This window comes from Streptomyces sp. NPDC087844 (genome assembly GCF_044742785.1).
Classification (GTDB): Bacteria; Actinomycetota; Actinomycetes; order Streptomycetales; family Streptomycetaceae; genus Streptomyces.
This window is the reverse complement of sequence record NZ_JBIUVD010000026.1, coordinates 1-24076: the sequence shown is the minus strand read 5'-3', so window position 1 is coordinate 24076 and position 24076 is coordinate 1. Positions and strand designations below refer to the sequence as shown.

21 protein-coding genes and 1 pseudogene are annotated in these 24076 nt (G+C 70.6%); 15 read left to right on the top strand and 7 right to left on the bottom strand.

All coding sequences use genetic code 11. The features are described from left to right. Window positions 1-25: 25 nt before the first annotated feature. Complete coding sequence (locus ACIOKD_RS35650; RefSeq protein ID WP_402092225.1) at window positions 26-511, bottom strand: Lrp/AsnC family transcriptional regulator; 486 nt, start codon at window positions 509-511, stop codon at window positions 26-28. A 190-nt stretch (window positions 512-701) separates the two neighbouring features. On the opposite strand from ACIOKD_RS35650, the gene pdhA (ACIOKD_RS35645) reads away from it, so the two are divergent. The 7 genes from pdhA (ACIOKD_RS35645) (at window position 702) to ACIOKD_RS35615 (ending at window position 9011) form a co-directional block, all read left to right on the top strand. Beyond that, window positions 702-1910, top strand: coding sequence for a pyruvate dehydrogenase (acetyl-transferring) E1 component subunit alpha (gene pdhA, locus ACIOKD_RS35645; RefSeq protein ID WP_402092130.1), 1209 nt, complete (start codon window positions 702-704; stop codon window positions 1908-1910). Next, window positions 1907-2911, top strand: a complete 1005-nt coding sequence (locus tag ACIOKD_RS35640) for an alpha-ketoacid dehydrogenase subunit beta (protein ID WP_398287328.1) — start codon at window positions 1907-1909, stop codon at window positions 2909-2911. The genes pdhA (ACIOKD_RS35645) and ACIOKD_RS35640 overlap by 4 nt, the downstream gene beginning before the upstream one ends. Next, window positions 2911-4365: a dihydrolipoamide acetyltransferase family protein gene (locus ACIOKD_RS35635; protein WP_402092128.1), complete on the top strand. Its 1455-nt coding sequence runs from the start codon at window positions 2911-2913 to the stop codon at window positions 4363-4365. The genes ACIOKD_RS35640 and ACIOKD_RS35635 overlap by 1 nt, the downstream gene beginning before the upstream one ends. Before the next feature lie 99 nt (window positions 4366-4464). Then, on the top strand, window positions 4465-5472 hold the full coding sequence (locus ACIOKD_RS35630; protein WP_402092127.1) for an NTP transferase domain-containing protein: 1008 nt from the start codon (window positions 4465-4467) through the stop codon (window positions 5470-5472). Then, window positions 5469-6854: a molybdopterin molybdotransferase MoeA gene (locus ACIOKD_RS35625; RefSeq protein ID WP_402092126.1), complete on the top strand. Its 1386-nt coding sequence runs from the start codon at window positions 5469-5471 to the stop codon at window positions 6852-6854. The genes ACIOKD_RS35630 and ACIOKD_RS35625 overlap by 4 nt, the downstream gene beginning before the upstream one ends. Further along, the gene (locus ACIOKD_RS35620; protein ID WP_402092124.1) at window positions 6842-7948 is read left to right on the top strand and encodes a potassium channel family protein; all 1107 of its coding nucleotides are present in this window, start codon (window positions 6842-6844) and stop codon (window positions 7946-7948) included. The genes ACIOKD_RS35625 and ACIOKD_RS35620 overlap by 13 nt, the downstream gene beginning before the upstream one ends. 82 nt (window positions 7949-8030) lie before the next feature. Then, complete coding sequence (locus tag ACIOKD_RS35615; RefSeq protein WP_402092123.1) at window positions 8031-9011, top strand: NAD(P)H-quinone oxidoreductase; 981 nt, start codon at window positions 8031-8033, stop codon at window positions 9009-9011. 151 nt (window positions 9012-9162) lie between these two features. On the opposite strand, the gene ACIOKD_RS35610 is transcribed toward ACIOKD_RS35615, so the two are convergent. Then, window positions 9163-9582 carry a hypothetical protein gene (locus ACIOKD_RS35610; RefSeq protein ID WP_402092121.1) on the bottom strand — a complete coding sequence of 140 codons (420 nt, stop codon included), beginning with the start codon at window positions 9580-9582 and terminating at the stop codon, window positions 9163-9165. A gap of 190 nt (window positions 9583-9772) precedes the next feature. Between ACIOKD_RS35610 and ACIOKD_RS35605 the strand changes: the two genes are divergently transcribed. Further along, the gene (locus ACIOKD_RS35605; protein WP_402092120.1) at window positions 9773-10348 is read left to right on the top strand and encodes a PadR family transcriptional regulator; all 576 of its coding nucleotides are present in this window, start codon (window positions 9773-9775) and stop codon (window positions 10346-10348) included. Between the two features lie 86 nt (window positions 10349-10434). Continuing rightward, a complete protein-coding gene (locus ACIOKD_RS35600; protein WP_402092118.1) occupies window positions 10435-10977 on the top strand; it encodes a bacterial proteasome activator family protein in 543 nt (180 codons plus the stop codon). A gap of 152 nt (window positions 10978-11129) precedes the next feature. Here ACIOKD_RS35600 and ACIOKD_RS35595 read toward each other — a convergent pair whose 3' ends face one another. Continuing rightward, a complete protein-coding gene (locus tag ACIOKD_RS35595; RefSeq protein WP_402092116.1) occupies window positions 11130-12803 on the bottom strand; it encodes a protein kinase in 1674 nt (557 codons plus the stop codon). 353 nt (window positions 12804-13156) lie between these two features. On the opposite strand from ACIOKD_RS35595, the gene ACIOKD_RS35590 reads away from it, so the two are divergent. Continuing rightward, window positions 13157-14713, top strand: coding sequence for a protein kinase (locus ACIOKD_RS35590; RefSeq protein WP_402092115.1), 1557 nt, complete (start codon window positions 13157-13159; stop codon window positions 14711-14713). Window positions 14714-14809: 96 nt separating this feature from the next. On the opposite strand, the pseudogene ACIOKD_RS35585 reads toward ACIOKD_RS35590, so the two are convergent. From ACIOKD_RS35585 to ACIOKD_RS35575, 3 genes and pseudogenes are all read right to left on the bottom strand, one after another. After that, window positions 14810-15171: pseudogene (locus tag ACIOKD_RS35585) on the bottom strand (aminoglycoside phosphotransferase); the annotation flags it as partial. 1 nt (window position 15172) lies between these two features. Further along, window positions 15173-15607 carry a pyridoxamine 5'-phosphate oxidase family protein gene (locus tag ACIOKD_RS35580; RefSeq protein WP_402092114.1) on the bottom strand — a complete coding sequence of 145 codons (435 nt, stop codon included), beginning with the start codon at window positions 15605-15607 and terminating at the stop codon, window positions 15173-15175. Between the two features lie 97 nt (window positions 15608-15704). Further along, entirely contained in the window at window positions 15705-16367 is a 663-nt protein-coding gene (locus ACIOKD_RS35575) for a response regulator (protein ID WP_402092112.1), read from the bottom strand. A 408-nt stretch (window positions 16368-16775) separates the two neighbouring features. On the opposite strand from ACIOKD_RS35575, the gene pdhA (ACIOKD_RS35570) reads away from it, so the two are divergent. Genes pdhA (ACIOKD_RS35570) through ACIOKD_RS35560 form a run of 3 tightly spaced genes read left to right on the top strand, consistent with a single transcriptional unit; the run spans window position 16776 to window position 20513 of the window. Next, window positions 16776-17942: a pyruvate dehydrogenase (acetyl-transferring) E1 component subunit alpha gene (pdhA, locus tag ACIOKD_RS35570; RefSeq protein ID WP_402092111.1), complete on the top strand. Its 1167-nt coding sequence runs from the start codon at window positions 16776-16778 to the stop codon at window positions 17940-17942. 2 nt (window positions 17943-17944) lie between these two features. After that, window positions 17945-18925 carry an alpha-ketoacid dehydrogenase subunit beta gene (locus ACIOKD_RS35565; protein WP_402092109.1) on the top strand — a complete coding sequence of 327 codons (981 nt, stop codon included), beginning with the start codon at window positions 17945-17947 and terminating at the stop codon, window positions 18923-18925. 10 nt (window positions 18926-18935) lie between these two features. Next, window positions 18936-20513 carry a dihydrolipoamide acetyltransferase family protein gene (locus ACIOKD_RS35560; RefSeq protein WP_402092108.1) on the top strand — a complete coding sequence of 526 codons (1578 nt, stop codon included), beginning with the start codon at window positions 18936-18938 and terminating at the stop codon, window positions 20511-20513. 306 nt (window positions 20514-20819) lie between these two features. Here the strand turns inward: ACIOKD_RS35560 and ACIOKD_RS35555 are convergent, their stop codons facing one another. After that, the gene (locus tag ACIOKD_RS35555) at window positions 20820-21695 is read right to left on the bottom strand and encodes a D-alanyl-D-alanine carboxypeptidase family protein (protein ID WP_402092106.1); all 876 of its coding nucleotides are present in this window, start codon (window positions 21693-21695) and stop codon (window positions 20820-20822) included. 224 nt (window positions 21696-21919) lie between these two features. Here ACIOKD_RS35555 and ACIOKD_RS35550 point away from each other — a divergent pair, with 224 nt between their 5' ends. Together ACIOKD_RS35550 and ACIOKD_RS35545 are read left to right on the top strand one after the other, a co-directional pair. Continuing rightward, complete coding sequence (locus tag ACIOKD_RS35550) at window positions 21920-22582, top strand: GntR family transcriptional regulator (RefSeq protein ID WP_402092104.1); 663 nt, start codon at window positions 21920-21922, stop codon at window positions 22580-22582. Continuing rightward, window positions 22579-23910: a nitrate/nitrite transporter gene (locus tag ACIOKD_RS35545; RefSeq protein ID WP_402092103.1), complete on the top strand. Its 1332-nt coding sequence runs from the start codon at window positions 22579-22581 to the stop codon at window positions 23908-23910. Before ACIOKD_RS35550 ends, ACIOKD_RS35545 begins: the two co-directional genes overlap by 4 nt. Window positions 23911-24076 lie beyond the last annotated feature (166 nt).

Sequence of the window (24076 nt, the reverse complement as noted above, 5' to 3'; positions counted from 1 at the left end):
GTCGGGTCCCCGGCGGGGGCGGCGTTCACCCCTGCGGTTCCAGGTCCTCCTCCTCGAACACCAGCAGTGTCCGGGTGCTGAGTACCTCGGGGATGGCCTGGAGACGGGTGAGGACCAGTTCGCGCAGGGCCCTGTTGTCCGGCGTGTGCACCAGGAGCAGGACGTCGAAGTCGCCGCCGACCAGCGCGATGTGGGACGCCCCGGGGAGCCTCCTGAGCTGCTCGCGCACCGTGCGCCAGGTGTTCTGCACGATCTTGAGCGTGATGTAGGCCGAGGTGCCGTGTCCCGCGCGCTCGTGGTCGACGCGGGCACCGAAACCGCGGATCACACCGTCCTCGACGAGGCGGTTGATGCGCGCGTACGCGTTGGCGCGGGACACGTGGACCCGCTCGGCGACCGACCGTATCGAGGCGCGGCCGTCCGCCTGGAGCATCTGGAGAATGTCCTGGTCGATGGAGTCGAGCGGACGCGGCGGCGGCAGGGCCGACCCGGAGTCGGGCCCCTCGGCCATTTGTTCAGGTGCCATGTCCCACCGCCTCCCTACCATGGACGTACTGCGTCCATCTCAGGCTGTGCAGAACCGTTTGTCCACAGCCTGAGGGTGCCTGTAGCCAAAATGTGCCGACGACCGAACAATCGGTAGGTGGGGCGCGTCACTTTCGGCGGGCCTCTCGAAGCGACTCCCACGAGGAGGTGCCGACATGACGGTCATGGAGCAGCGAGGCGCATACCGGCCGACGCCCCCGCCCGCCTGGCAGCCACGTACCGACCCCGCGCCGCTGCTGCCCGACGCGCTGCCCCACCGCGTCCTCGGCACCCGGGCGGCCCATCGGGTCGACCCGGATCTGCTGCGCCGGCTGTACGCGGAACTGGTACGGGGCCGCCGGTACAACGCGCAGGCCACCGCCCTCACCAAGCAGGGCCGTCTCGCGGTCTACCCCTCCTCCACCGGCCAGGAGGCCTGTGAGGTCGCCGCCGCGCTCGTCCTCGAAGAGCGCGACTGGCTCTTCCCGAGCTACCGGGACACCCTCGCGGCGGTCGCCAGGGGTCTCGATCCCGTCCAGGCGCTGACGCTCCTGCGCGGCGACCGGCACACCGGCTACGACCCCCACGAGCACCGCATCGCCCCCCTGTGCACACCCCTGGCGACCCAGCTCCCGCACGCCGTCGGCCTCGCGCACGCGGCCCGCCTCAAGGGCGACGACGTGGTCGCGCTCGCGCTGGTCGGCGACGGCGGCACCAGCGAGGGCGACTTCCACGAGGCGCTGAACTTCGCCGCCGTCTGGCAGGCCCCGGTGGTCTTCCTGGTCCAGAACAACGGCTTCGCCATCTCCGTCCCGCTCGCCAAGCAGACCGCCGCCCCCTCACTGGCCCACAAGGCCGTCGGGTACGGGATGCCGGGCCGGCTGGTCGACGGGAACGACGCCGTCGCCGTGCACGAGGTGCTGGGCGAGGCGATCGCTCACGCGCGCGCGGGTCTCGGCCCGACGCTCGTGGAGGCGGTGACGTACCGCATGGAGGCGCACACGAACGCGGACGACGACAAGCGCTACCGCGAGGACGCGGAGGTCGAGGCCTGGCGGGCGCACGACCCGATCGCCCTCATGGAGCACGAGCTGACCGAGCGCGGACTGCTCGACGAGGACGGTGTGCGCGCCGTGCGCGAGGACGCCGAGGCGATGGCCGCTGACCTGCGCGAGCGCATGAACCAGGACCCGGTCCTCGACCCCATGGACCTGTTCGCCCATGTCTACGCCCGGCCCACCACGCATCTCCTGGAGCAGGAGGCGCAGCTGCGCGCCGAGCTGGACGCCGAGGCGCGCCACCACCACGACGACGAGGACGCGCACGCGGACGCGCACGCGTCTGCGTCTGCGTCTGCGTCTGCGCCGGAAGGAAACACGCGATGACCACCGTCGCGGTGAAGCCGGCCACCATGGCGCAGGCCCTCGGACGGGCCCTGCGCGACGCCATGACCGACGACCCCACCGTCCATGTGATGGGTGAGGACGTCGGCACCCTCGGCGGTGTCTTCCGTGTCACCGACGGCCTCGCGAAGGAGTTCGGTGAGGACCGGGTCACGGACACACCGCTCGCCGAGGCGGGCATCCTCGGCACGGCGGTCGGCATGGCCATGTACGGGCTCAGGCCGGTCGTGGAAATGCAGTTCGACGCCTTCGCGTACCCGGCCTTCGAGCAGCTGATCTCGCACGTGGCGAAGATGCGCAACCGCACGCGCGGGGCGATGCCGCTGCCCCTGACCGTGCGCGTGCCCTACGGCGGCGGCATCGGCGGGGTGGAGCACCACAGCGATTCCTCCGAGGCGTACTACATGGCGACTCCGGGGCTGCATGTCGTGACACCCGCGACGGTCGCCGACGCGTACGGCCTGTTGCGCGAGGCCATCGCCTCCGACGACCCGGTCGTCTTCCTGGAGCCCAAGCGGCTGTACTGGTCGAAGGACTCCTGGAACCCCGACGAGCCGCAGTCCGTGGAGCCGATCGGCCGCGCGGTGGTCCGCCGCCCGGGCCGCAGCGCCACGCTCATCACGTACGGGCCGTCCGTGCCCGTCTGTCTGGAGGCCGCGGACGCGGCGCGGGCCGAGGGCTGGGACCTGGAAGTCGTCGACCTGCGCTCTCTGGTGCCCTTCGACGACGAGACGGTCGCCGCGTCCGTGCGCCGTACCGGCCGGGCCGTCGTGGTGCACGAGTCGGGCGGCTACGGCGGGCCCGGCGGGGAGATCGCCGCGCGGGTCACCGAGCGGTGCTTCCACCACCTGGAGGCGCCGGTGCTGCGCGTGGCCGGGTTCGACATCCCCTATCCGCCGCCGATGCTGGAGCGGCACCATCTGCCCGGCGTCGACCGGATCCTGGACGCGGTGGCCCGGCTGCAGTGGGAGGCACAGAGCTGATGGCCCAGGTCTTGGAGTTCAAGCTGCCCGACCTCGGTGAGGGGCTCACCGAGGCCGAGATCGTCCGCTGGCTCGTCCAGGTCGGTGATGTCGTCGCCGTCGACCAGCCCGTCGTGGAGGTCGAGACGGCCAAGGCGATGGTCGAGGTCCCCTGCCCCTACGGCGGTGTGGTCACGGCCCGCTACGGCGAGGAGGGCACCGAACTTCCCGTGGGTTCCCCGCTGCTGACGGTCGCGGTGGGAGCGCCGGCCTCCGGCGCACCGGACTTCGGCGCGGCGGACCTCGGCCCGTCCGCCTTCGACGCGCCGACCGCCGGCGCACGGGCTGCCGGCGGCGAGGACGAGGGGTCCGGGAACGTGCTCGTGGGCTACGGCACACAGGCGCCTTCGGCGCGGCGCCGCAGGGTACGACCGCCCGCACCCGGTGCGGCGCCGGGTCACCGGTCACCGGGCCCGTCCTCCGGCGCGGCCCGGGCCGTCGCGACGGCGCCGGCGCCTGCGGCGGGCGGGAGTGTCGATGCCGGGCGCCGGGCCGACGGCCCCGTGCCGGTCATCTCCCCGCTCGTGCGGCGGCTGGCCCGGGAGAACGGGCTCGATCTGCGGGAGCTGGCCGGTTCGGGACCCGACGGCCTGATCACGCGTGCGGACGTGGAGCACGCCGTGCGGGCCGGTGCGTCCGCTCCGGCCCTCGCACGGCCGGAGCGGAGCCCGGCGGCGGCACCCGTACCGGCCACCACGCGCGCGTCCGGCACCGCTGCTCCCCGCCCGGGCACCCGCGTCCCCCTCAGGGGTATCCGCGGTGCCGTCGCCGACAAGCTCTCGCGGAGCCGGCGCGAGATCCCCGACGCGACCTGCTGGGTGGACGCCGACGCGACGGCACTGATGCACGCGCGCGCGGCGATGAACGAGGCCGGCGGGTCGAAGATCTCCCTCCTCGCGCTCCTCGCCCGTATCTGCACCGCCGCGCTGGCCCGGTTCCCCGAGCTCAACTCGACGGTCGACATGGAGGCCCGCGAGGTCGTACGGCTCGACGAGGTGCACCTCGGGTTCGCCGCACAGACCGAGCGCGGACTCGTCGTACCGGTGGTGAAGGGGGCGCACACCAGGGACGCGGAGTCGCTGAGCGCGGAGTTCGCCCGGCTCACCGAGGCGGCCAGGACCGGGACGCTCACCCCGGCGGACCTCACCGGCGGGACCTTCACGCTGAACAACTACGGGGTGTTCGGCGTCGACGGCTCGACACCGATCATCAACCACCCCGAGGCGGCCATGCTCGGCGTCGGCCGGATCGTCCCCAAGCCGTGGGTGCACGAGGGTGAACTGGCGGTGCGGCGGGTCGTGCAGCTCTCGCTCACCTTCGACCACCGGGTGTGCGACGGCGGCACGGCGGGCGGTTTCCTACGGTATGTGGCGGACTGCGTGGAACAACCGGCGGTGCTGCTGCGGACCTTGTGACCCCTGGGCCCCGTAGAGCCGGTGGCCGTCCGTCGCCACCCCCGTCCACATGCTGTGCGCGGGGGTGGAAATGATCCACCGGGCACCCATACTCGTGGGGTGACCGCGTTCGAGCCACCCAGCGCACCCGGTTCCTCCGACGCGTTCGGTTCCTCCGGCGCACCCGGTACGGACGGCCATGACGCCGTCGTACTCGCCGGAGGCGCCGCCCGCCGCCTCGGCGGCGCGGACAAACCGGGTGTTCGCGTGGGCGGTCGCGCACTGCTCGACCGAGTCCTTGCCGCCTGCTCCGGCGCGGCCGTCACCGTGGTCGTCGCGGAGCCCCGGCCCACCGCGCGCCCCGTGGAGTGGGCGCGTGAGGACCCTCCCGGCGGGGGCCCGCTCGCCGCGCTGGACGCCGGCCTGCGGCACACCACCGCCGAGTACGTCGTCGTGCTCTCCGCCGATCTGCCGTTCCTGGACCGGGAGACGGTACGAAGGCTGCTGACCACTCTTCACGAGAGCGACGGTGAGGGCGTGTTGCTCACCGACCCCGGCGGCCGCGACCAGCCCCTCGTGGCCGCGTACCGCCGCTCGGCGCTGCGCCGCGAGCTGACGGCTCTGCGCGCCGAGCACGGCGAACTGGCCGGTCTGCCGCTGCGGCGGCTCACCGGCGCGCTCGAACTGACCCGTATCACCGACCCCGTCGCGTCCTTCGACTGCGACACCTGGGACGACATCGCCGCCGCCCGGGCACGTATCAGGGAGCATGGGCACGTGTTGGATGAATGGATCACCGCAGTCAAGGACGAACTGGGCATCGACCTGGACGTCGACACCGACCTCCTGCTCGACCTCGCCCGCGACGCCGCCCATGGTGTGGCCCGTCCGGCGGCGCCGCTGACGACGTTTCTCGTCGGGTACGCGGCGGGCCGGGCCGAGGGAGGCCCCGAAGCGGTCGCGGAGGCCGCCCGCAAGGCCGCGGCACTGGCGCTGCGCTGGGAGGCGGAGGCCGGCTTCGAGGCCACCGCCACCGCCACCGACGCCACCGCGACCCCGACCGCCGCCATCGACGCGACGGCGACTCCGCCGGGCACGGCCGGTGGCGCCCGCCCGGACGAGGGATGACCGCCTCGGGGCAGTACGAGGAGGTCGACTTCGGCGTCGAGGAGGCCCTGGCCCTGGTCAAGGAAGGCGGTGCCCCGGTGCACGACGACTCCGGAACCACCGGAGCCTCCCGACCGGTGCCCTCCCCGGCCCCGGGAGCCGGAGCCGGGAGCCGGAAGGACACCGCCGAACACCAGGCCGATCGCCACACCGCCACGCCCTGGCAGCGGGCCCGCGCCATCGCCGGTCGAGCCCCCCGCCGCCCGGACACCTCCGTCTCCGTCACGCTGGACGCCGCGCTGGGCCTCGTCCTCGCCGCTCCGCTCGCCGCGCTCTCGGACCTCCCGTCCTTCGACACGTCCGCGATGGACGGCTGGGCGGTCGCCGGTCCCGGCCCGTGGGACGTGCGGGCCGAGGGAGTGCTCGCGGGACGGAACGAGCCGCAGCCGCTCACCGACGGCGAGGCCGTCCGGATCGCCACCGGCGCACGGATCCCGCAGGACGCCTCCGCCGTGATCCGCAGTGAGCACGGCCGCACGGACGAGAAGGAGCGGCTGTACGCGACACGGGACGTCGTACACGGGCAGGACATCAGGCCCCGCGGCCAGGAGTGCCGCTCCGGCGAGCCCCTGCTGCCGCCCGGCACGCTGGTCACCCCGGGGGTGCTCGGACTCGCGGCCGCCGCCGGATACGACACCGTCGCCGCCCTCCCCCGTCCGCGTGCGGAAGTCCTGGTCCTCGGCGACGAGTTGCTCACCGAGGGGCTGCCGCACGACGGGCTGATCCGGGACGCGCTCGGCCCGATGCTGCCGCCCTGGCTGCGCGCGCTCGGCGCGGAGGTCATCGCGGTGCGCAGGCTCGGCGACGACGCCGAAGCCCTGCGCAAGGCCCTCAAGAGCTCCGACGCCGACCTGATCGTCACGACCGGGGGCACCGCCGCCGGCCCCGTGGACCACGTCCACCCGATCCTGCGCCGCCTCGGCGCCGAACTCCTGGTGGACGGCGTCGAGGTGCGCCCCGGCCACCCGATGCTGCTGGCGCGCCTCAAGGAGAACCAGCACCTCGTCGGGCTGCCGGGCAATCCGCTCGCCGCCGTCTCCGGCCTCCTCACACTCGCCGAACCATTGCTGCGCACCCTCGCGGGACGCGCGGCCCCGGAGTCGTACACGCTGCCCCTTCAGGACAGCGTGCACGGTCACCCGTACGACACCCGGCTGATTCCTGTCGTTCTGCGCGGGGACCGGGCCGTGCCGCTGCACTACAACGGGCCGGCGATGCTGCGGGGTATCGCCGTGGCCGACGCGCTCGCGGTCGTGCCGCCGGGCGGCGCACGGCCGGGTCAGGAACTTGAGATCCTCGACCTGCCCTGGGCCATGGCCGGGATCGAGGTGTGTTTCACGTGAAACTTCCGGGCCACGACGCGATCGCGCGCCAGGCGGACGAACGCCTGATCACCCATCGGGTGGAGCTGCCCCGCCAACGGGTGGAGCGCCCCCTGTTCCAGGTCACCAAACGCGTCCTCATGGCGCTGCTGGTGCTGGTCGGCACGGCTTTCATCGTCTATCTCGACCGGGACGGCTACACCGACAACTCCGATAAGTCGGTCGACCTGCTCGATGCCTTCTACTACGCGACCGTCACGCTCTCCACCACCGGATACGGCGACATCACCCCGGTCAGTGACGGTGCCCGCCTCACCAACATCTTCCTGATCACGCCTCTGCGCGTGCTCTTCCTGATCATCCTGGTCGGCACCACTCTCGAAGTTCTCACCGAACGGACTCGGGAGGAGTGGCGACTGAACCGCTGGAGGACCACTTTGAGGGAGCACACCGTTGTCATCGGGTTCGGCACGAAGGGCCGCTCGGCGATCCAGACCGTGTGCGCGACGGGGCTGAAGAAGGAGCAGGTCGTGGTCGTCGACCCCAGCTCCAAGGTGATCGAGGCGGCGACGGCGGACGGGTACGCGGGGGTGATCGGCGACGCCACGCGCAGTGACGTACTCCTCCGTGCCGAGGTGCAGCGGGCCCGGCAGATCATCATCGCGACCCAGCGCGATGACACCGCCGTGCTCGTCACGCTGACGGCCCGGCAGCTCAACCGCAAGGCGAAGATCGTGGCCGCCGTACGTGAGGAGGAGAACGCGCCCCTGCTGAAGCAGTCCGGCGCCGACGCCGTCATCACCAGTGCGAGCGCCGCCGGCCGCCTTCTCGGCCTCTCCGTGCTCAGCCCCAGCGCGGGCATGGTCATGGAGGACCTCATCCAGCAGGGCAGCGGGCTCGACATGACCGAGCGACCCGTCATAAAGGCCGAGGTCGGCAAGGGGGTCCGCGAGATCGAGGACCTGGTGGTGAGCGTCGTACGAGGGCATCGGGTGCTCGGCTACGACGACTCGGCCATCGGGAAACTGCAGTTGACGGACCGTCTGATCACCATCGTGCGGGTCAGCCGGCACAGCCAGATCGCACCGGACATGAACCCGCTGCGGCAGGACTGATCGCAGGACTGATCGCAGGACTGAACCCCACGTGGCGGGCGGAATCCCCACGTGACGGGCTGTCGGGAGTAGCCTCGCCCGCATGCGAGCGATCACGATTCCTGAACCTGGTGGGCCCGAGGCGCTGGTGTGGGACGAGGTCCCGGACCCGGTGCCCGGCGAGGGCGAAGTGCTGGTCGAGGTGGTGGCGAGCGCGGTGAACCGCGCCGATCTGCTGCAGCGACAGGGCTTCTACGACCCACCGCCCGGCGCGTCCCCGTATCCGGGGCTCGAATGTTCCGGACGCGTGGCCGCGCTCGGGCCCGGTACGTCGGGGTGGAACGTCGGAGACGAGGTGTGCGCGCTGCTCTCGGGCGGCGGGTATGCCGAGAAGGTGGTCGTCCCGGCCGGTCAGCTGCTGCCCGTGCCCGAGGGCGTCGACCTCGACAAGGCGGCAGCGCTGCCCGAGGTGTCCTGCACGGTCTGGTCCAACGTCTTCATGATCTCCCATCTGCGCCCCGGCGAGACCCTGCTGGTGCACGGCGGATCGAGCGGTATCGGCACGATGGCGATCCAACTGGCCAAGGCAGTCGGTGCGAAGGTCGCCGTCACCGCCGGCAGCAAGGCGAAGCTGGATTTCTGTGCGGAGCTGGGCGCGGACGTGCTCATCAACTACCGCGAGCAGGACTTCGTCGAGGAGATCAAGGCGGCCACGGACGGGGTGGGCGCCGATGTCGTTCTCGACAACATGGGCGCGAAGTATCTCGACCGCAATGTCACCGCTCTCGCCGCCAATGGGCGTCTCGCGATCATCGGTATGCAGGGCGGGGCCAAGGGGGAGCTGAACATCGGGGCGCTGCTGGCCAAGCGCGGCGCTGTCACCGCGACGTCGTTGCGGGCTCGGCCGGGCGGGGAGAAGGCGGCGATCGTCGCGGCCGTGCGGGAGCATGTGTGGCCATTGATCGCGGGTGGGCGTGTGCGGCCGATTGTCGATCAGGAGCTTCCCATGCGTGAGGCCGCGGCGGCGCATCGGGTGTTGGAGGAGAGCAGCCACATCGGGAAGGTGTTGCTCACGCTTCCCTGAGGCCGAGGAGCCGAGCCGAAGGCCGAGGGGCGGCATTTCGGGTGCGGCCCGGTGAGGGCTGGTCGCGCAGTTCCCCGCGCCCCTGAAAGCAAAAGCAAAAGCCAAAGCCAAAGCAAAAGCAAGCGCAAGCGCAAGCGCAAAGGCAAAAGCCTCAGCCCCGGCGTGCTCGTAGGGCCAGGAATGCCAGGCCCAGGCCCAGGCCGATCAGGACCAGGCCCGTGCCCAGGGGAAGTACCTGGAGGACGGGTTCCGAGGCGCGCACCGGGCGGTCGGCCGCCTCGTGCGCGTCGACGGGGCGGGCGGGTGGTTCCGGCGGCGCGGAGGAGGCCTCCTGGGCCTGGTTCTCGTCGCCCTCCGGGCTCTCTGAGCCGTCCGGGTGAGTCGACGGACCGTCCTCGTCCGTCGGGGGCGTATCCCGGCCCGGGCGCTCACGGCCCTCTCCCGCCCGGCTGCCGGCCCGTGACTCGGCGGGGACCGGCTCGTACGCGGCGGCGTACGGCGTGAACGCGGGGCCCGCCAGCAGCGGCAGCAGCAGGCCGGTCACGCGAAGGGTGCGAAGCCATGGAGTCACGTCGGTGACCCCCTCCCGGTACGGAGGACAAGATCAGCGGCTTCAGCCTCACACGGGGTGCCCGCACCGGCATCCGGAGACCGGACGCCCTGTCACGCCCTGACCTGTCACGCCCTGCCTTGTCACGCCCAGCCCTGTCACGCTCGGTGACAGCCGTGGCGTGCACAGGTGTACGGGGTACAGATCGGGTATGTCGATACGCCATGGCCTGCTGGCGCTTCTGGAGCGCGGTCCCCGCTACGGCTCGCGGCTGCGCACCGAGTTCGAGGCGCGCACCGGCTCGACCTGGCCGCTGAACATCGGCCAGGTCTACACGACCCTCGCCCGGCTGGAACGGGACGGCCTGGTCGTACAGCAGGGCGCGGACGAGGCGGGACACGTGCTGTACGCGCTGACGGACACCGGGCGGGTGGAGCTGCGGTCCTGGTTCATCCGTCCCGTTAAGCGTTCGAACCTGCCGCGCGACGAGCTGGCGATCAAGCTGGCCATGGCGGTCGGGGCACCGGGGGCCGATGTCCGGGCGATCGTGGAGGCGCAGCGGCGGTATCTCTCGGAATCCATGCACACGTACACCCGGCTCAGGGCCCGGGCGCTCGCGGAGGCGCCCGCACATCGCGACGAGGTGGCCAGGCTGTTCGTCCTGGAGCATCTGATCTTCCGCGCGGAGGCCGATATCCGCTGGCTGGACCACTGCGAGGCCCGTCTGCTGCGGCTCGCGGAGGCGGCCGCCACGGAGCCGCCGCCCCCGTCGGCACCGTCCGCCTGACGCTGGGCACCGGTTCGTACAGGGTGGATCACGTTCTGGAGGGGGCACCACGCTGGTGACGTGTGTGAGTGCGAGAGAATGGCGGCATGGAGATGCCGAGGAACGAGAGGTCGCCGGAGAACCCCCAGATCCTGGTCGTAGGACAGGACGGGATGGCTCTCGGCGGCGGTGGAGACGAGGACTCCCGTGAGGTCCCGGTGACGGAGATGGTGGAACAGCCGGCCAAGGTCATGCGCATCGGGAGCATGATCAAGCAGCTGCTGGAGGAGGTGCGTGCGGCACCCTTGGACGAGGCGAGCCGGGTACGGCTCAAGGAGATCCACGCCAGCTCGGTGAAGGAGCTGGAGGACGGGCTCGCCCCCGACCTCGTCGACGAACTGGAGCGGCTCTCCCTGCCGTTCACGGACGACGGCATCCCTTCCGACGCCGAACTGCGGATCGCGCAGGCTCAGTTGGTCGGTTGGCTGGAGGGTCTCTTCCACGGGATCCAGACCACCCTGTTCGCCCAGCAGATGGCGGCCAGGGCCCAGTTGGAGCAGATGCGCCGGGCGTTGCCGCCGGGTGCGGGCGGCGAGGAAGAGCTGATCGACCCGCGGGCGGGCGGCCGTTCTGGCGGTCCGTACCTGTAGACGGAGCCGTCATGCGAAAAGGGCCCGGCAGAAATGCCGGGCCCCTTTCGTGCTGTCTAGTGCTGCCTAGTCCTGTCTAGCGCCGTCTCGTGCCGTCTCGTGCCGCTTCGTGCTGTTTTTAGCGAGGTTTCTGGCGAGGTTTCTGGCGAGGGTCAGGCGGGGTTGCCTGTCGACACATAGAGCTGGATCTTGGGCATGCTCTTGGGGTCGACGTCCGACTGCGCATCGGGGAGCTGGCTCATGACCGTGCCCTCGCCGTAGGCGTTCTCGTCCACCGACTTGGTCTCGTACGGCCAGCCCGCCGCCTGGAAGCACGCCTTCACGGACTCGATGTTCTTGAACTTGAAGTCCGGGACCTCGATCTTCTCCTCGTCGTTGTACGACTCGTCGGGCTCGGTGCACTCGGTCGTGTCGATCTTCTTCGTGGTGTCCGGCCCCTTGTGTCCGGACACCTCCTCGGAAGCCGAGGCGCGGGCGCTGGCGGCGGCGTCCGTCTTCTTCTTGTCGTCATCGCCACCACCCAGCGTCAGAGCGGCGATCAGCCCGCCGACGGCGAGGAGCGCGACGACGATCGAACCCACGATCACCGGCATGTTGCTCTTGCGGCCACCACCGGCGGCGCCGGCGGACTGGGGGGACATCGTGTACGGCGGCGGGGTCGTCAGACCCTGCTGCGGGGCGTACGCGGCGGTCTGGTGCGGGGTCGCGTAGCCGCCCTGCTGCGGATAGCCGTACGACTGGGCGGGGGTGTGCGCGGGATTCGGCGCCGGTGTGGGCGCGGGCGTCGACGGGCCGTAGGGGCCGGGCTGGTACGGCGTCTGTACGTTGCCCTGCGGCGCCTGGGCCGCATGGTCGACCGGCGGGAACACCGCGGAGCCCACACCGGCTCCGCTGGACGTCTGCGCGCCCGGCACGATGCTCGGGGGCACGGCCTGGACGGACTGGGCCACGCGCAGGCACTCGTCACGCATCGACTCGGCGTTGACGAAACGCTCGTTCGGGTTCTTCTTCAGCGCGCGGGCGATCAGCGCGTCCACGGCCGGAGGCAGCGAGCGGTTGACCGAGGAGGCCGCGACGGGCGCCTCCTGGACGTGCGCGTACGCGATGGCCAGCGGTGAGTCCGCCTCGAACGGCAGCCGCCCGGTGACCAGTTGGAAGAGCATGATGCCGACCGAGTACAGGTCGGAGCGGGCGTCGACACCGCGGCCGAGGGCCTGCTCGGGGGAGAGGTACTGCGGGGTGCCGACGACCATGCCGGTCTGGGTCATCGAGGTCACACCGGACTGCATCGCGCGGGCGATGCCGAAGTCCATCACCTTGACCACGCCGCGCTTCGTCATCATGACGTTGCCCGGCTTGATGTCGCGGTGGACCAGACCCATCTCGTGGCTGATCTCCAGAGCGGCCAGCACGTCCGCGGTGATCTTCAGGGCCTTGTCGACGGGCATGGCGCCGTACTGCGCGACGTCCTGGTCGAGGACCGAGCCGAGCGGACGGCCCTCCACGTACTCCATGACGATGTACGGGGTCGGCGCACCGGAGCCGCCGTCGAGCTGTGTGTCCTCGCCGGTGTCGAAGACCGAGACGATGTTCGTGTGCGTGAGCTTGGCCACCGACTGGGCCTCGCGGCGGAAACGCTCGCGGAAGGCCTGCTCGCGGCCGAGGTCGGTGTGCAGTGTCTTGATCGCGACCTGCCGGTCGAGCACCGAGTCGTAGGCGAGGTGCACCGACGCCATGCCGCCCTCGCCGAGCAGGTCGCGCAGCTGATAGCGCCCGCCGGCGACCGATCGCCCCACGTACCGGCCGTGTGCCCCGTCCTGGCTCATTGTTCTGCGTCCCCCATCGGCAGTGCGCTGTCACGCGGGCGAAAGTTGGCTGGTGTGGCTCCCGCGGCCGGTGATCTCTGGTGTTATTCCGGCCAAGTCTGCCGGAGGGCACTGACACGTCAAGCTCGGTGCCCGTTCCGTGACCGTACGCGAAAGAAGAGTCGCGGAAGCGTTACAGGTGCTGTACCGCCGGTACACAGAATGTGCACCCGCGGACCGGCCGCGGGTTCCGCGAGCGGGTCCATCACGGACCGGCGGTTCGCGTGGAGGCTGTAGCGTGGCCCGACGGAGACCGTAACAACCACCGCGCGTACTACGTCGACCGGTGCGGACAGAAACGACGGCGAGGACTGATGGCACAGCAGCAGCGCGCTCAGGGCCCGTCCGACCCCGAGGCGACTGGCGGCGGTATGTCAGATGCGCCGGAGTTGTGGGGTAACGGCGGACTGGTCGGGGACGGCCGGTATCGGCTGACCCACAGACTCGGCCGGGGTGGTATGGCCGAGGTGTTCGCGGCCGAGGATGTCCGGCTGGGGCGGACCGTGGCGGTCAAACTGCTCCGCTCCGACCTGGCCGAGGACCCGACCTCGAAGGCCCGCTTCACACGCGAGGCCCAGTCGGTCGCCGGCCTCAACCACCATGCCGTGGTGGCGGTTTACGACTCGGGCGAGGACGTCCTTCCCCACCAGGTCGTCCCGTACATCGTGATGGAGCTCGTCGAGGGCCGCACGATCCGCGACCTCCTCCTCAACGCCGAGGCCCCGGGGCCCGAGCAGGCGCTCATCATCGTCTCCGGTGTGCTCGAAGCGCTCGCCTATTCGCACCAGCACGGCATCGTCCACCGGGACATCAAGCCCGCGAACGTGATCATCACCGAAACCGGTGCGGTGAAGGTCATGGACTTCGGCATCGCGCGCGCCCTGCACGGCGTCCAGTCGACGATGACCCAGACCGGCATGGTCATGGGCACGCCCCAGTACCTCTCTCCGGAACAGGCCCTCGGCAAGGCGGTCGACCACCGCAGCGACCTGTACGCGACGGGCTGTCTGCTCTACGAGCTCCTGGCGCTGCGGCCCCCGTTCACCGGCGAGACCCCGCTGTCGGTGGTCTACCAGCACGTCCAGGACATCCCGGTGCCCCCGTCCGAGGTCTCGGACGGGGTGCCGCCGGAGCTCGACGGCCTGGTCATGCGTTCCCTCGCGAAGGAGCCGGACGACCGGTTCCAGACCGCCGAGGAGATGCGCGGACTCGTCCAGTACGGGCTGCAGATGCTGTACGACCAGGGCGGCCACACCGGTACCTGGAACACCGGCCCGGTGACCGCGCACGACGGCGTCAGCACTCCGGCGCTGGGTCTCGCGGGCGCGGCCGGGCTGCCGTACCCCGGTGACTCGGGCACCGCCCAGATCCCGTCACCGCTCCTGCCTCCGGGCCGGGGCGGAGGCGACGACGGCGGGTTCGAGGGGCACGGCAACCGGGGCAGCGGCCGCGGCAGGATGTGGATCCTCGCCGTCTTCGCGGTGATAGCCATCGCGGCGGGAGTGGCGCTGGCGCTGAACGGCGGTGGCGGCGGTGGTGGCGGAGGCGGCGCGAAGACGACGCCGACCGTTTCGGAGACCGAGAAGGACACCACCCCGAGCGAGGACACCTCGGACGAGCCGACCAACGAGCAGACGGACGAGGACACGAGCACGGGCGGCAACTCGGACTACACGCCGTCGTACGAGCCGTCGCCGAGCTACACGCCCTCGCCCACGGAGTCCGAGCCCTCGGCCGACCCCACGACCAAGGACCCCACTCCGACGGAGACCGAGGAGGACGAAACGCCGCCTGCGGACGAGGAGAGTCCGGCGGAATCGCCTGCCGACGACGGTGGCACGACCGGGGAGCCCGGCGGCGCCGAGGGCTGACCCGTCGGCCGCCTCCTTTACGACTGTCCACGCGCGCGTGGAGCCCAGGAACAGGCTCCACGCGCGCGTGCCGTTTGTCCGGGGCCGGGCGGGGCCTCACCCCACGAACGCCTCGCACACCGCGTCGTACTCCCGGGTCCACCACACCGCCGGCGCGGAGGCCGCGGGGAACTGCGGGTCGGCCCGGGTGTCCCCGCGTTCGTAGTGCCGGCGCAGTATCCAGAACCGGCGCAGTATCCAGAAGTCGTTGAGGCGCTCCCACCACACCCGGTGCACCGCGGCCGTGAGTGCGGACGGGTGGTCCATGCGGAGCGGCGGTACGCGCGCGCGTAGGCCCGTACCTTCGGCAGGTCGAGCGTGCCGACGGGGCGTACGAAGAAGATGACGGCGGCGCGCACCGCCTCCTCGGCCTGCGGCTGGACGCCGAGCCGGTCCCGGTCGACGATCGCGGCGGGGGCACTACTTACTGTGCTCGTTCGGGTGCTCCAGGATGATGTCCGGGGTGATGCCCAGGGAGTGCACGGTGGCGATGCTGGGTGTGATCTCCAGGTACACGGCCTCGAAAGGGCTGCCGTCCACGCGCAGCGGGCCGGGGCCGAAGCGTTCGAGCTGTGCGTCGGTCGGCTCGGCGCTGTCGCACCAACCGACGACCTGCACGGACCACCGTTCCATGCCCACGGGGGCGGAACCCAGGTTGTCCGCGCCGTACGCGACGACACTGCCCGCGCACACCCGGTGGTGCCCGTGTCCCCTGTGCATCCTCAGCAGGACGCGGTCGGCCACGACGATATGGCGGGCCGGTGCCAGGAAGGGCAGGGCGCGCACGCTGGCCGCCACCCGGCCGTACCCGACGCGGCCGAGCAGGCCGGCGGCGATGTGCTGGTCGGTCGGCATGCCCCCCAATCTGCGGCATCCGTAAGAGCCGGGAGAAGGGGCGCCGGGCCCCCGCACGCGGGCCGTAGGTCCCGTTCTCCGCGTGCGGGGGCTTCGTTCACTGCTGTCGGCCCGCCTGCATCCGGGCCACGTAGGCGGCTGCCTGTGCGCGCCGCTCCATGCCGAGCTTGGCCAGCAGGCTGGAGACGTAGTTCTTGATGGTCTTCTCGGCGAGATGCAGCCGCTCGCCGATCACGCGGTTGGTGAGCCCCTCGCCGATCAGGTCGAGGATCTTGCGCTCCTGGTCGGTGAGCTTGGCGAGCCGGGTGTCGCCCTTGGGGCTGCCTCCGTCGCGCAGCCGCTCCAGGACGCGGGCGGTCGCCTCCGGGTCGAGCAGCGACTTGCCGGCCGCGACGTCACGGATCGCCGAGAGCAGTTCGTCACCGCGGATCGCCTTGAGCGCGTAGCCCGAGGCGCCCGCCATGATCGCGTCGAAGAGTGCCTCGTCGTCGGCGTAGGAGGTCAGCATCAGGCACTTGATCGACTCGTCCTTGGAGCGGATCTCGCGGCAGACCTCCACTCCGCTGCCGTCCGGCAGCCGCACGTCCAGGACGGCGACGTCGGGACGCGTGGCCGGAATGCGCGCCAGCGCGTCGGCGGCCGTACCGGCCTCGCCGACCACCTCGATGTCGTCCTCCATCGAGAGCAGCTCATGAACTCCCCGCCGGACCACTTCATGGTCGTCGAGAAGAAAAACAGTGATTTTTCCCGCTTCGCGCACGGAGTCAGTCTCACACACGATCTTTCCGCTTGCGCCAGTCGAGCCCTTCCCGTCCCCGGGGTGACCGGGATAACGTGCCGGTGTTCCGGCCCCCTGCCAGGCTGTTACCAGTGCTGTGACCAGCGACTGTTCCCGACGCGTGCGACATAGTTGGAAGTCCGAGTGAAAAGTACTTGGAACTCCGAGCAAAAACGCAGGTCAGGAGGGGTTTCACAGAAATGTGAAGCACTGGGTAACGTGCTTGTTGCAGGGCGCTCGCCGGGGCACCTGTCACGCCTGTTCCCGGCCGAGGGCACCCACCCCGTGCACGGGTACGAGGACCAGGCGAGCCGCTCCCCCGGCTCTCGACGAGCTGGGGGAACCCCAGTTCCCGGCAACCCCGGGGGCCGGACCGACGGAGGAGCACACGTGACCGTGGAGAGCACTGCCGCGCGCAAGCCGCGACGCAGCGCCGGTACAAAGCGCACCGCTGCGAAGAAGCCGCCGGGCGCACAGCCGGACCTCGTACAGCTGCTGACCCCCGAGGGGAAGCGCGTCAAGAATGGCGAATACGACGCGTACGTAGCCGACATCACCCCCGAAGAGCTGCGCGGCCTGTACCGCGACATGGTGCTCACCCGGCGGTTCGACGCCGAGGCCACTTCCTTGCAGCGCCAGGGCGAGCTGGGCCTGTGGGCCTCGCTGCTCGGCCAGGAGGCCGCCCAGATCGGCTCAGGGCGGGCCACCCGCGAGGACGACTACGTCTTCCCGACCTACCGCGAGCACGGCGTCGCCTGGTGCCGCGGCGTCGACCCGGCCAACCTGCTCGGCATGTTCCGCGGCGTGAACAACGGCGGCTGGGACCCGAACAGCAACAACTTCCACCTGTACACGATCGTCATCGGCTCGCAGACGCTGCACGCCACCGGCTACGCCATGGGCATCGCCAAGGACGGCGCCGACTCGGCCGTGATCGCCTACTTCGGAGACGGCGCCTCCAGCCAGGGCGACGTTGCTGAATCGTTCACCTTCTCCGCGGTCTACAACGCGCCCGTCGTGTTCTTCTGCCAGAACAACCAGTGGGCCATCTCCGAGCCCACCGAGCGCCAGACCCGCGTCCCGCTCTACCAGCGCGCGCAGGGCTACGGCTTCCCGGGCGTCCGCGTCGACGGCAACGACGTCCTCGCCTGCCTCGCCGTCACGAAGTGGGCGCTTGAGCGGGCCCGCCGGGGCGAGGGGCCGACCCTCGTCGAGGCGTACACCTACCGTATGGGCGCCCACACCACCTCCGACGACCCGACCAAGTACCGGGCCGACGAGGAGCGCGAGGCCTGGGAGGCGAAGGACCCGATCCTGCGCCTGCGCACGTACCTGGAGACCTCAAACCACGCGGACGAGGGATTCTTCGCGGAACTCGAAGCCGAGAGCGAGGCGTTGGGCAAACGAGTACGCGAAGTCGTCCGCGCCATGCCGGACCCGGACCGCTTCGCCATCTTCGAGAACGCGTACGCGGACGGTCACGCGCTCGTCGACGAGGAGCGGGCCCAGTTCGCCGCCTACCAGGCGTCGTTCGCCGATGAAGGGGAGGGCGAGTAGCGATGACAGCGGAAAAGATGGCGCTGGCCAAGGCGATCAACGAATCGCTGCGCACGGCCCTCGAATCGGACCCCAAGGTCCTGATCATGGGTGAGGACGTCGGCAAGCTCGGCGGCGTGTTCCGGGTGACGGACGGACTGCAGAAGGACTTCGGCGAGGAGCGGGTCATCGACACCCCGCTCGCCGAGTCGGGCATCGTCGGCACCGCGATCGGCCTCGCGCTGCGCGGCTACCGCCCCGTCGTGGAGATCCAGTTCGACGGATTCGTCTTCCCGGCGTACGACCAGATCGTCACGCAGCTCGCGAAGATGCACGCGCGGGCGCTCGGCAAGATCAAGCTCCCCGTCGTCATCCGCATTCCGTACGGCGGCGGCATCGGCGCGGTCGAGCACCACTCGGAGTCCCCCGAGGCGCTGTTCGCGCACGTGGCGGGCCTGAAGGTGGTCTCCCCCTCGAACGCGGGCGACGCCTACTGGATGATGCAGCAGGCCATCCACAGCGACGACCCGGTGATCTTCTTCGAGCCGAAGCGGCGCTACTGGGACAAGTCCGAGGTGAACCGCGAGGCGATCCCCGGGCCGCTGCACAAGGCGCGCGTGGTCCGCGAGGGCACCGACCTCACCCTGGCCGCGTACGGGCCGATGGTGAAGGTCTGCCAGGAGGCCGCGGCGGCGGCCCAGGAAGAGGGCAAGTCCCTCGAAGTGGTGGACCTGCGGTCGATGTCCCCGATGGACTTCGACGCCATCCAGGCCTCGGTGGAGAAGACCCGCCGCCTGGTCGTGGTGCACGAGGCACCGGTGTTCCTGGGGACGGGCGCGGAGATCGCGGCCCGGATCACGGAGCGGTGCTTCTACCACCTGGAGGCACCAGTTCTGCGGGTCGGCGGCTACCACGTCCCGTATCCGCCCGCACGCTTGGAGGACGAGTACCTGCCGGGCCTGGACCGGGTGCTCGACGCCGTCGACCGCTCGCTGGCGTACTGAGGAGAAGGTCGTGACGACGATGACTGAAACGGCCTCGGGGCTGCGCGAGTTCAAGATGCCCGATGTGGGCGAGGGCCTGACCGAGGCGGAGATCCTCAAGTGGTACGTCAAGGCCGGTGACACGGTGACCGACGGCCAGGTGGTCTGCGAGGTCGAGACCGCCAAGGCCGCCGTCGAGCTGCCGATCCCCTACGACGGGGTGGTGCACGAGCTGCGCTTCCCCGAGGGGACGACGGTGGATGTCGGCCAGGTGATCATCGCGGTGGATGTGGGCGGCGGAGCGGCTTCGGCCGACGTGGCCGCGTCGACTTCTTCGGCCGCTACGACTTCTTCGGGCGCTTCGGCCTCTTCAGCCGCTTCGGCTGTTTCGACCGCTCCGGCCGAGGCCCCGGCCCCGGCTGTGACGGCTCCGGCTGCGACGGTTTCTGCGGCTCCTGCGGCTGCCGCGGAGGCCGAGCCCGCGCCGGAAGGCCGCAAGCCGGTTCTCGTCGGGTACGGGGTCTCGGTGGCCTCCACCAAGCGCCGCCCCCGCAGAGGTGTACCGGCCCAGCAGCCGGAAGCGACCGCCGCGGCCGAGGCGGTCCAGAAGGAGCTGAACGGACACGCGGCCCCCGCAACCCGTCCGCTGGCCAAGCCTCCCGTGCGCAAGCTGGCCAAGGACCTCGGGGTCGATCTGGCGGCGGTCACGCCCTCCGGCCCGGACGGGATCATCACGCGCGAGGACGTGCACGCGGCGGTGGCCCCTGCCTCTGCGCCTGCTCTTGCCCTTGCCCCTGCTCCGGCCTCCGTCCAGGATCCCGCGGTTGCGGCGGCGCCGGCGACGACACCGGCCCCCGTCGGTGCTCCGGCCGCGGCCCCGCTCGCTCCGCCCGCCTCGTACGACGGCGTGCGGGAGACCCGTGTCCCGGTCAAGGGCGTTCGCAAAGCGATCGCTGCCGCGATGGTCGGCTCGGCGTTCACCGCGCCGCATGTCACCGAGTTCGTCACGGTCGATGTGACGCGCACGATGAAGCTGGTCGAGGAGCTCAAGCAGGACAAGGACATGCAGGGGCTGCGGGTGAACCCGCTGTTGCTGATCTCCAAGGCACTGCTGGTCGCCATCAAGCGCCATCCGGACGTCAACGCCTCATGGGACGAGGCCAACCAGGAGATCGTGCGGAAGCACTATGTGAACCTGGGCATCGCGGCGGCCACTCCGCGTGGCCTGATCGTCCCGAACATCAAGGACGCCCACGCCAAGACGCTGCCGCAGCTCGCCGAGGCGCTGGGGGAGCTGGTCGGCACCGCGCGCGAGGGGCGTACCTCGCCGGCGGCCATGCAGGGCGGGACGGTGACCATCACCAACGTCGGGGTGTTCGGGGTCGACACGGGCACGCCGATTCTCAACCCCGGTGAGTCCGCGATTCTCGCCGTCGGGTCCATCAAGCCGCAGCCGTGGGTGCACAAGGGGAAGGTCAAGGCTCGGCAGGTCACGACGCTTGCGCTGTCCTTCGACCATCGGCTGGTCGACGGGGAGCTGGGGTCGAAGGTTCTTGCCGACGTGGCGGCGGTTCTTGAGCAGCCGAAGCGGTTGATCACCTGGGGGTAGGGGGGTACGGGGGTGGGGGTAGCGGGTCGGTGCTCGGGTGCGGGCCGGTGGGGGCTGGTCGCGCAGTTCCCCGCGCCCCTCAAAGACTGCGCCGTTCCCCGCGCCCCTGAAAGCGAAAGACTGCGCCGTTCCCCGCGCCCCTTAAAAGATTGCGCCGTTCCCCGCGCCCCTGAAAGCGCAGGTCGCGCCGTTCTCCGCGCCCCTGAAAGCGAAAGACTGCGCCGTTCCCCGCGGCCCTTAAAAGATTGCGCCGTTCCCCGTGCCCCTGGAAAGGGGCGCGGGGAACGGCGCAGTCAGTTGATCTGGTCAGCTGGCGAAGCCGTAGTTCATGACCTTCTTCGCGTCCGACTCGCGGGCCGTGATGGACGTCGAGGCCAGCACCGTACCGACGACGGTCTTGCCGTTGCGGGTCGCGGCGAAGACCAGGCAGTACTTGGCCTCCGGGCCTGAACCGGTCTTCACACCGATCGAACCGGAGTAGCTGCTGAGCAGACCGTTGGTGTTGGTCCACGCAGCCATCGTGCGGGTGCTGCCGGTCTTCGTGATGGTCTTGGCCGTGTACTTCTTCGTCTTGACGATCGCGCGGAAGTTGGCACTCTTCAGCGCGCTGCTGGTGATCTTCGTGAGGTCACGCGGCGTCGAGTAGTTCGAGCCGTTGCCGATGCCGTCGAACGAGTCGAACTTCGTGTTCGTCAGGCCCAGGTCCTTGGCCTGCTTGTTCATCTTGCCGATGAACGACTTCACTCGGGCGGCACGCGTTGAGCCGGAACCGAACTTGTCGGCGAGGGCGTACGCGGCGTCACAACCGGACGGCAGCATCAGGCCGTACAGCAGCTGGCGGACGGTGACCTTGTCGCCGACGATCAGGCGGGCCGAGGAGGCCGTGTTGGCGACGATGTAGTCGCTGTACGCCTTCTGGATGGTGACCTTGGCGTCCAGGTTGAGGTTCGACTGGGACAACACCACCTTCGCGGTCATGATCTTCGTCGTGGAGCCGGTGGAGCGGCGGGTGTCCGCCGCCTTGGTGTAGAGCGACTTACCTGTGCCGTTGTTCATCACGAACCCGCCCTTGGCGGCGATCGTGGGCTTCGTGAGGGCCTGCGCGGGCGCCGTGCCGAGGGCTCCGGTCGCGAGCACGGCTCCGGTGGTGAAGACCACTGCGGCAGCTCTGCGGACGCGCATACCCTTAATGGCAGTTATCAAGTCGATTACCCCGATTACGTTGGAAACACCGAACTGGTGTCAAATGCCCCAAGAGAGCGCCAACTTGGCAGTGGCGCCTTCTCTTCAGACACACGAGTAGCACAAAAGGATGTGCAGTTCCTGCGTCGGGGTGCCCCTTTTTACCTCGTCCATATCCTGGACCACCCGGGACGATGCGTACGTGTTGTATCTATGCTGTGCGCATGCCTTCCGCCCCGTCCCCCGTCGTGAAGCCGCCGCCCGCCGCCGAACGCGTATACGCGCACGTCAAACGGGCTGTGCTGGAGCGCAGGTACGAGGGCGGGACCCTGCTCACCGAGGGCGAGCTGGCCGACGCCGTGGGTGTCTCGCGGACACCGGTGCGCGAGGCGCTGCTCAAACTGGAGGTCGAGGGTCTGATCCGGCTCTACCCGAAAAAGGGAGCCCTCGTCCTGCCCGTCTCCGCGCAGGAGATCGCGGACGTGGTGGAGACCCGGCAGCTCGTCGAGGAGCACGCGATCCGCAAGGCGGTGCCGGCCTCGCCCGCGCTGATCGAACGCCTCACCGAACTCCTCGCCGAGCAGCAGCAACAGGCCGCCGCCGGTGATCTGGCCGGAGCCGCCGTCACCGACCGCTGCTTCCACGCCGAGATCGTCCGCAGCGGGGGCAACGAGATCCTCTCCCGCCTCTACGACCAACTGCGCGACCGGCAGCTGAGGATGGGCGTCGCCGTGATGCACGCCCACCCGGACCGGATCACCAAGACGCTCACCGAGCACCAGGAGATCCTCGACGCGCTGCGCTCCGGTGACGCCGAGGCGGCGGTCGACCTGGTCCACCGCCACGTCAGCTGGTTCTCCAACCTCGCCCGGGGAGACGTGCGATGAGCGCGTCCTCGTCGTCATCGTCGTCCTCCTCCTCGTCCTCCCTGGCACTCCCCGGCGACCCGCCCGGCGGCCGTCGCGCCGTCACGGTCTGGTCCGTCGGCGTCTCCGTCTACTTCGTCGCGGTCATCTTCCGTACGTCGCTGGGGGTGGCGGGGCTCGACGCCGCCGACCGCTTCCATGTCAACGCCTCCGCGCTGTCGACCTTCTCGATCCTCCAGCTCCTCGTCTACGCGGGCATGCAGATACCCGTCGGCCTGATGGTCGACCGGCTGGGCACGAAGAAGGTGCTGACCTTCGGCGTCGTGCTGTTCACCCTCGGACAGCTGGGCTTCGCGTTCTCACCGACGTACGGAACGGCGCTGGCCTCGCGCGCGCTGCTCGGGTGCGGTGACGCGATGACCTTCATCAGTGTGCTGCGGCTCGGCTCGCGCTGGTTCCCGGCCCGGCGCGGGCCGATGGTCGCGCAGCTCGCGGGGCTGGTGGGCATGGCGGGCAACCTCGTCTCGACGCTCGTACTGGCCCGGCTGCTGCACGGAGTCGGCTGGACGGCCGCGTTCGCGGGCAGTTCGGTCGCCGGTGTCGTCGTACTCGTCCTGCTGCTGGCGTTCCTGAAGGACCACCCCGAGGGGCACGAACCGGAGCCGTTCTCGCACCGGGGAGCCGCCTACGTACGCCGTCAGATCGCGGCGTCCTGGCGGGAGCCCGGCACCCGGCTCGGGCTGTGGGTGCACTTCACGACCCAGTTCCCGGCGATGGTGTTCCTGCTGCTGTGGGGACTGCCGTTCCTCGTCGAGGCCCAGGGTCTGTCCCGGGCGACGGCCGGCGAACTGCTCACCCTCGTCGTGCTCTCCAACATGCTGATAGGCCTGGTGTACGGGCAGATCGTCGCCCGGCACCACGCGGCGCGGCTGCCGCTGGCGCTCGGCACGGTCGTGTCGACGGCGGTCGCGTGGGCCGCCACGCTCGCCTATCCCGCCGAGCACGCGCCGATGTGGCTGCTGGTCGTGCTGTGCGTGGTCCTGGGAGCCTGCGGGCCCGCGTCGATGATCGGGTTCGACTTCGCGCGGCCCGCGAATCCGCCCGAGCGCCAGGGGACCGCCTCCGGCATCACCAACATGGGCGGGTTCGTCGCGTCGATGACGACGTTGTTCGCGGTGGGGGTGCTGCTGGATGCCACCGGGGGGAGCTACACCGTTGCCTTCTCGGCGGTGTTCGTGCTGCAGGCGCTCGGGCTGAGTCAGATTCTGCGGTTGCGGAAGTCGGCGGCTCGGCGGGAGCGGGAGCGGTTGGTCGCCAGTCGGGTGGAGACGGTGCACGTTCCGGCGTAGGTGGGTGGGGGTGGGGGTGCGGGAGTGGGTTTCGCCCCCGCCGCCCCTACCCTCCCCCATCGTCACGTACTGGGGGGGGGGGGGGGGGGGGGGGGGGGGGGGGGGGGGGGGGGGGGGGGGGGGGGGGGGGGGGGGGGGGGGGGGGGGGGGGGGGGGGGGGGGGGGG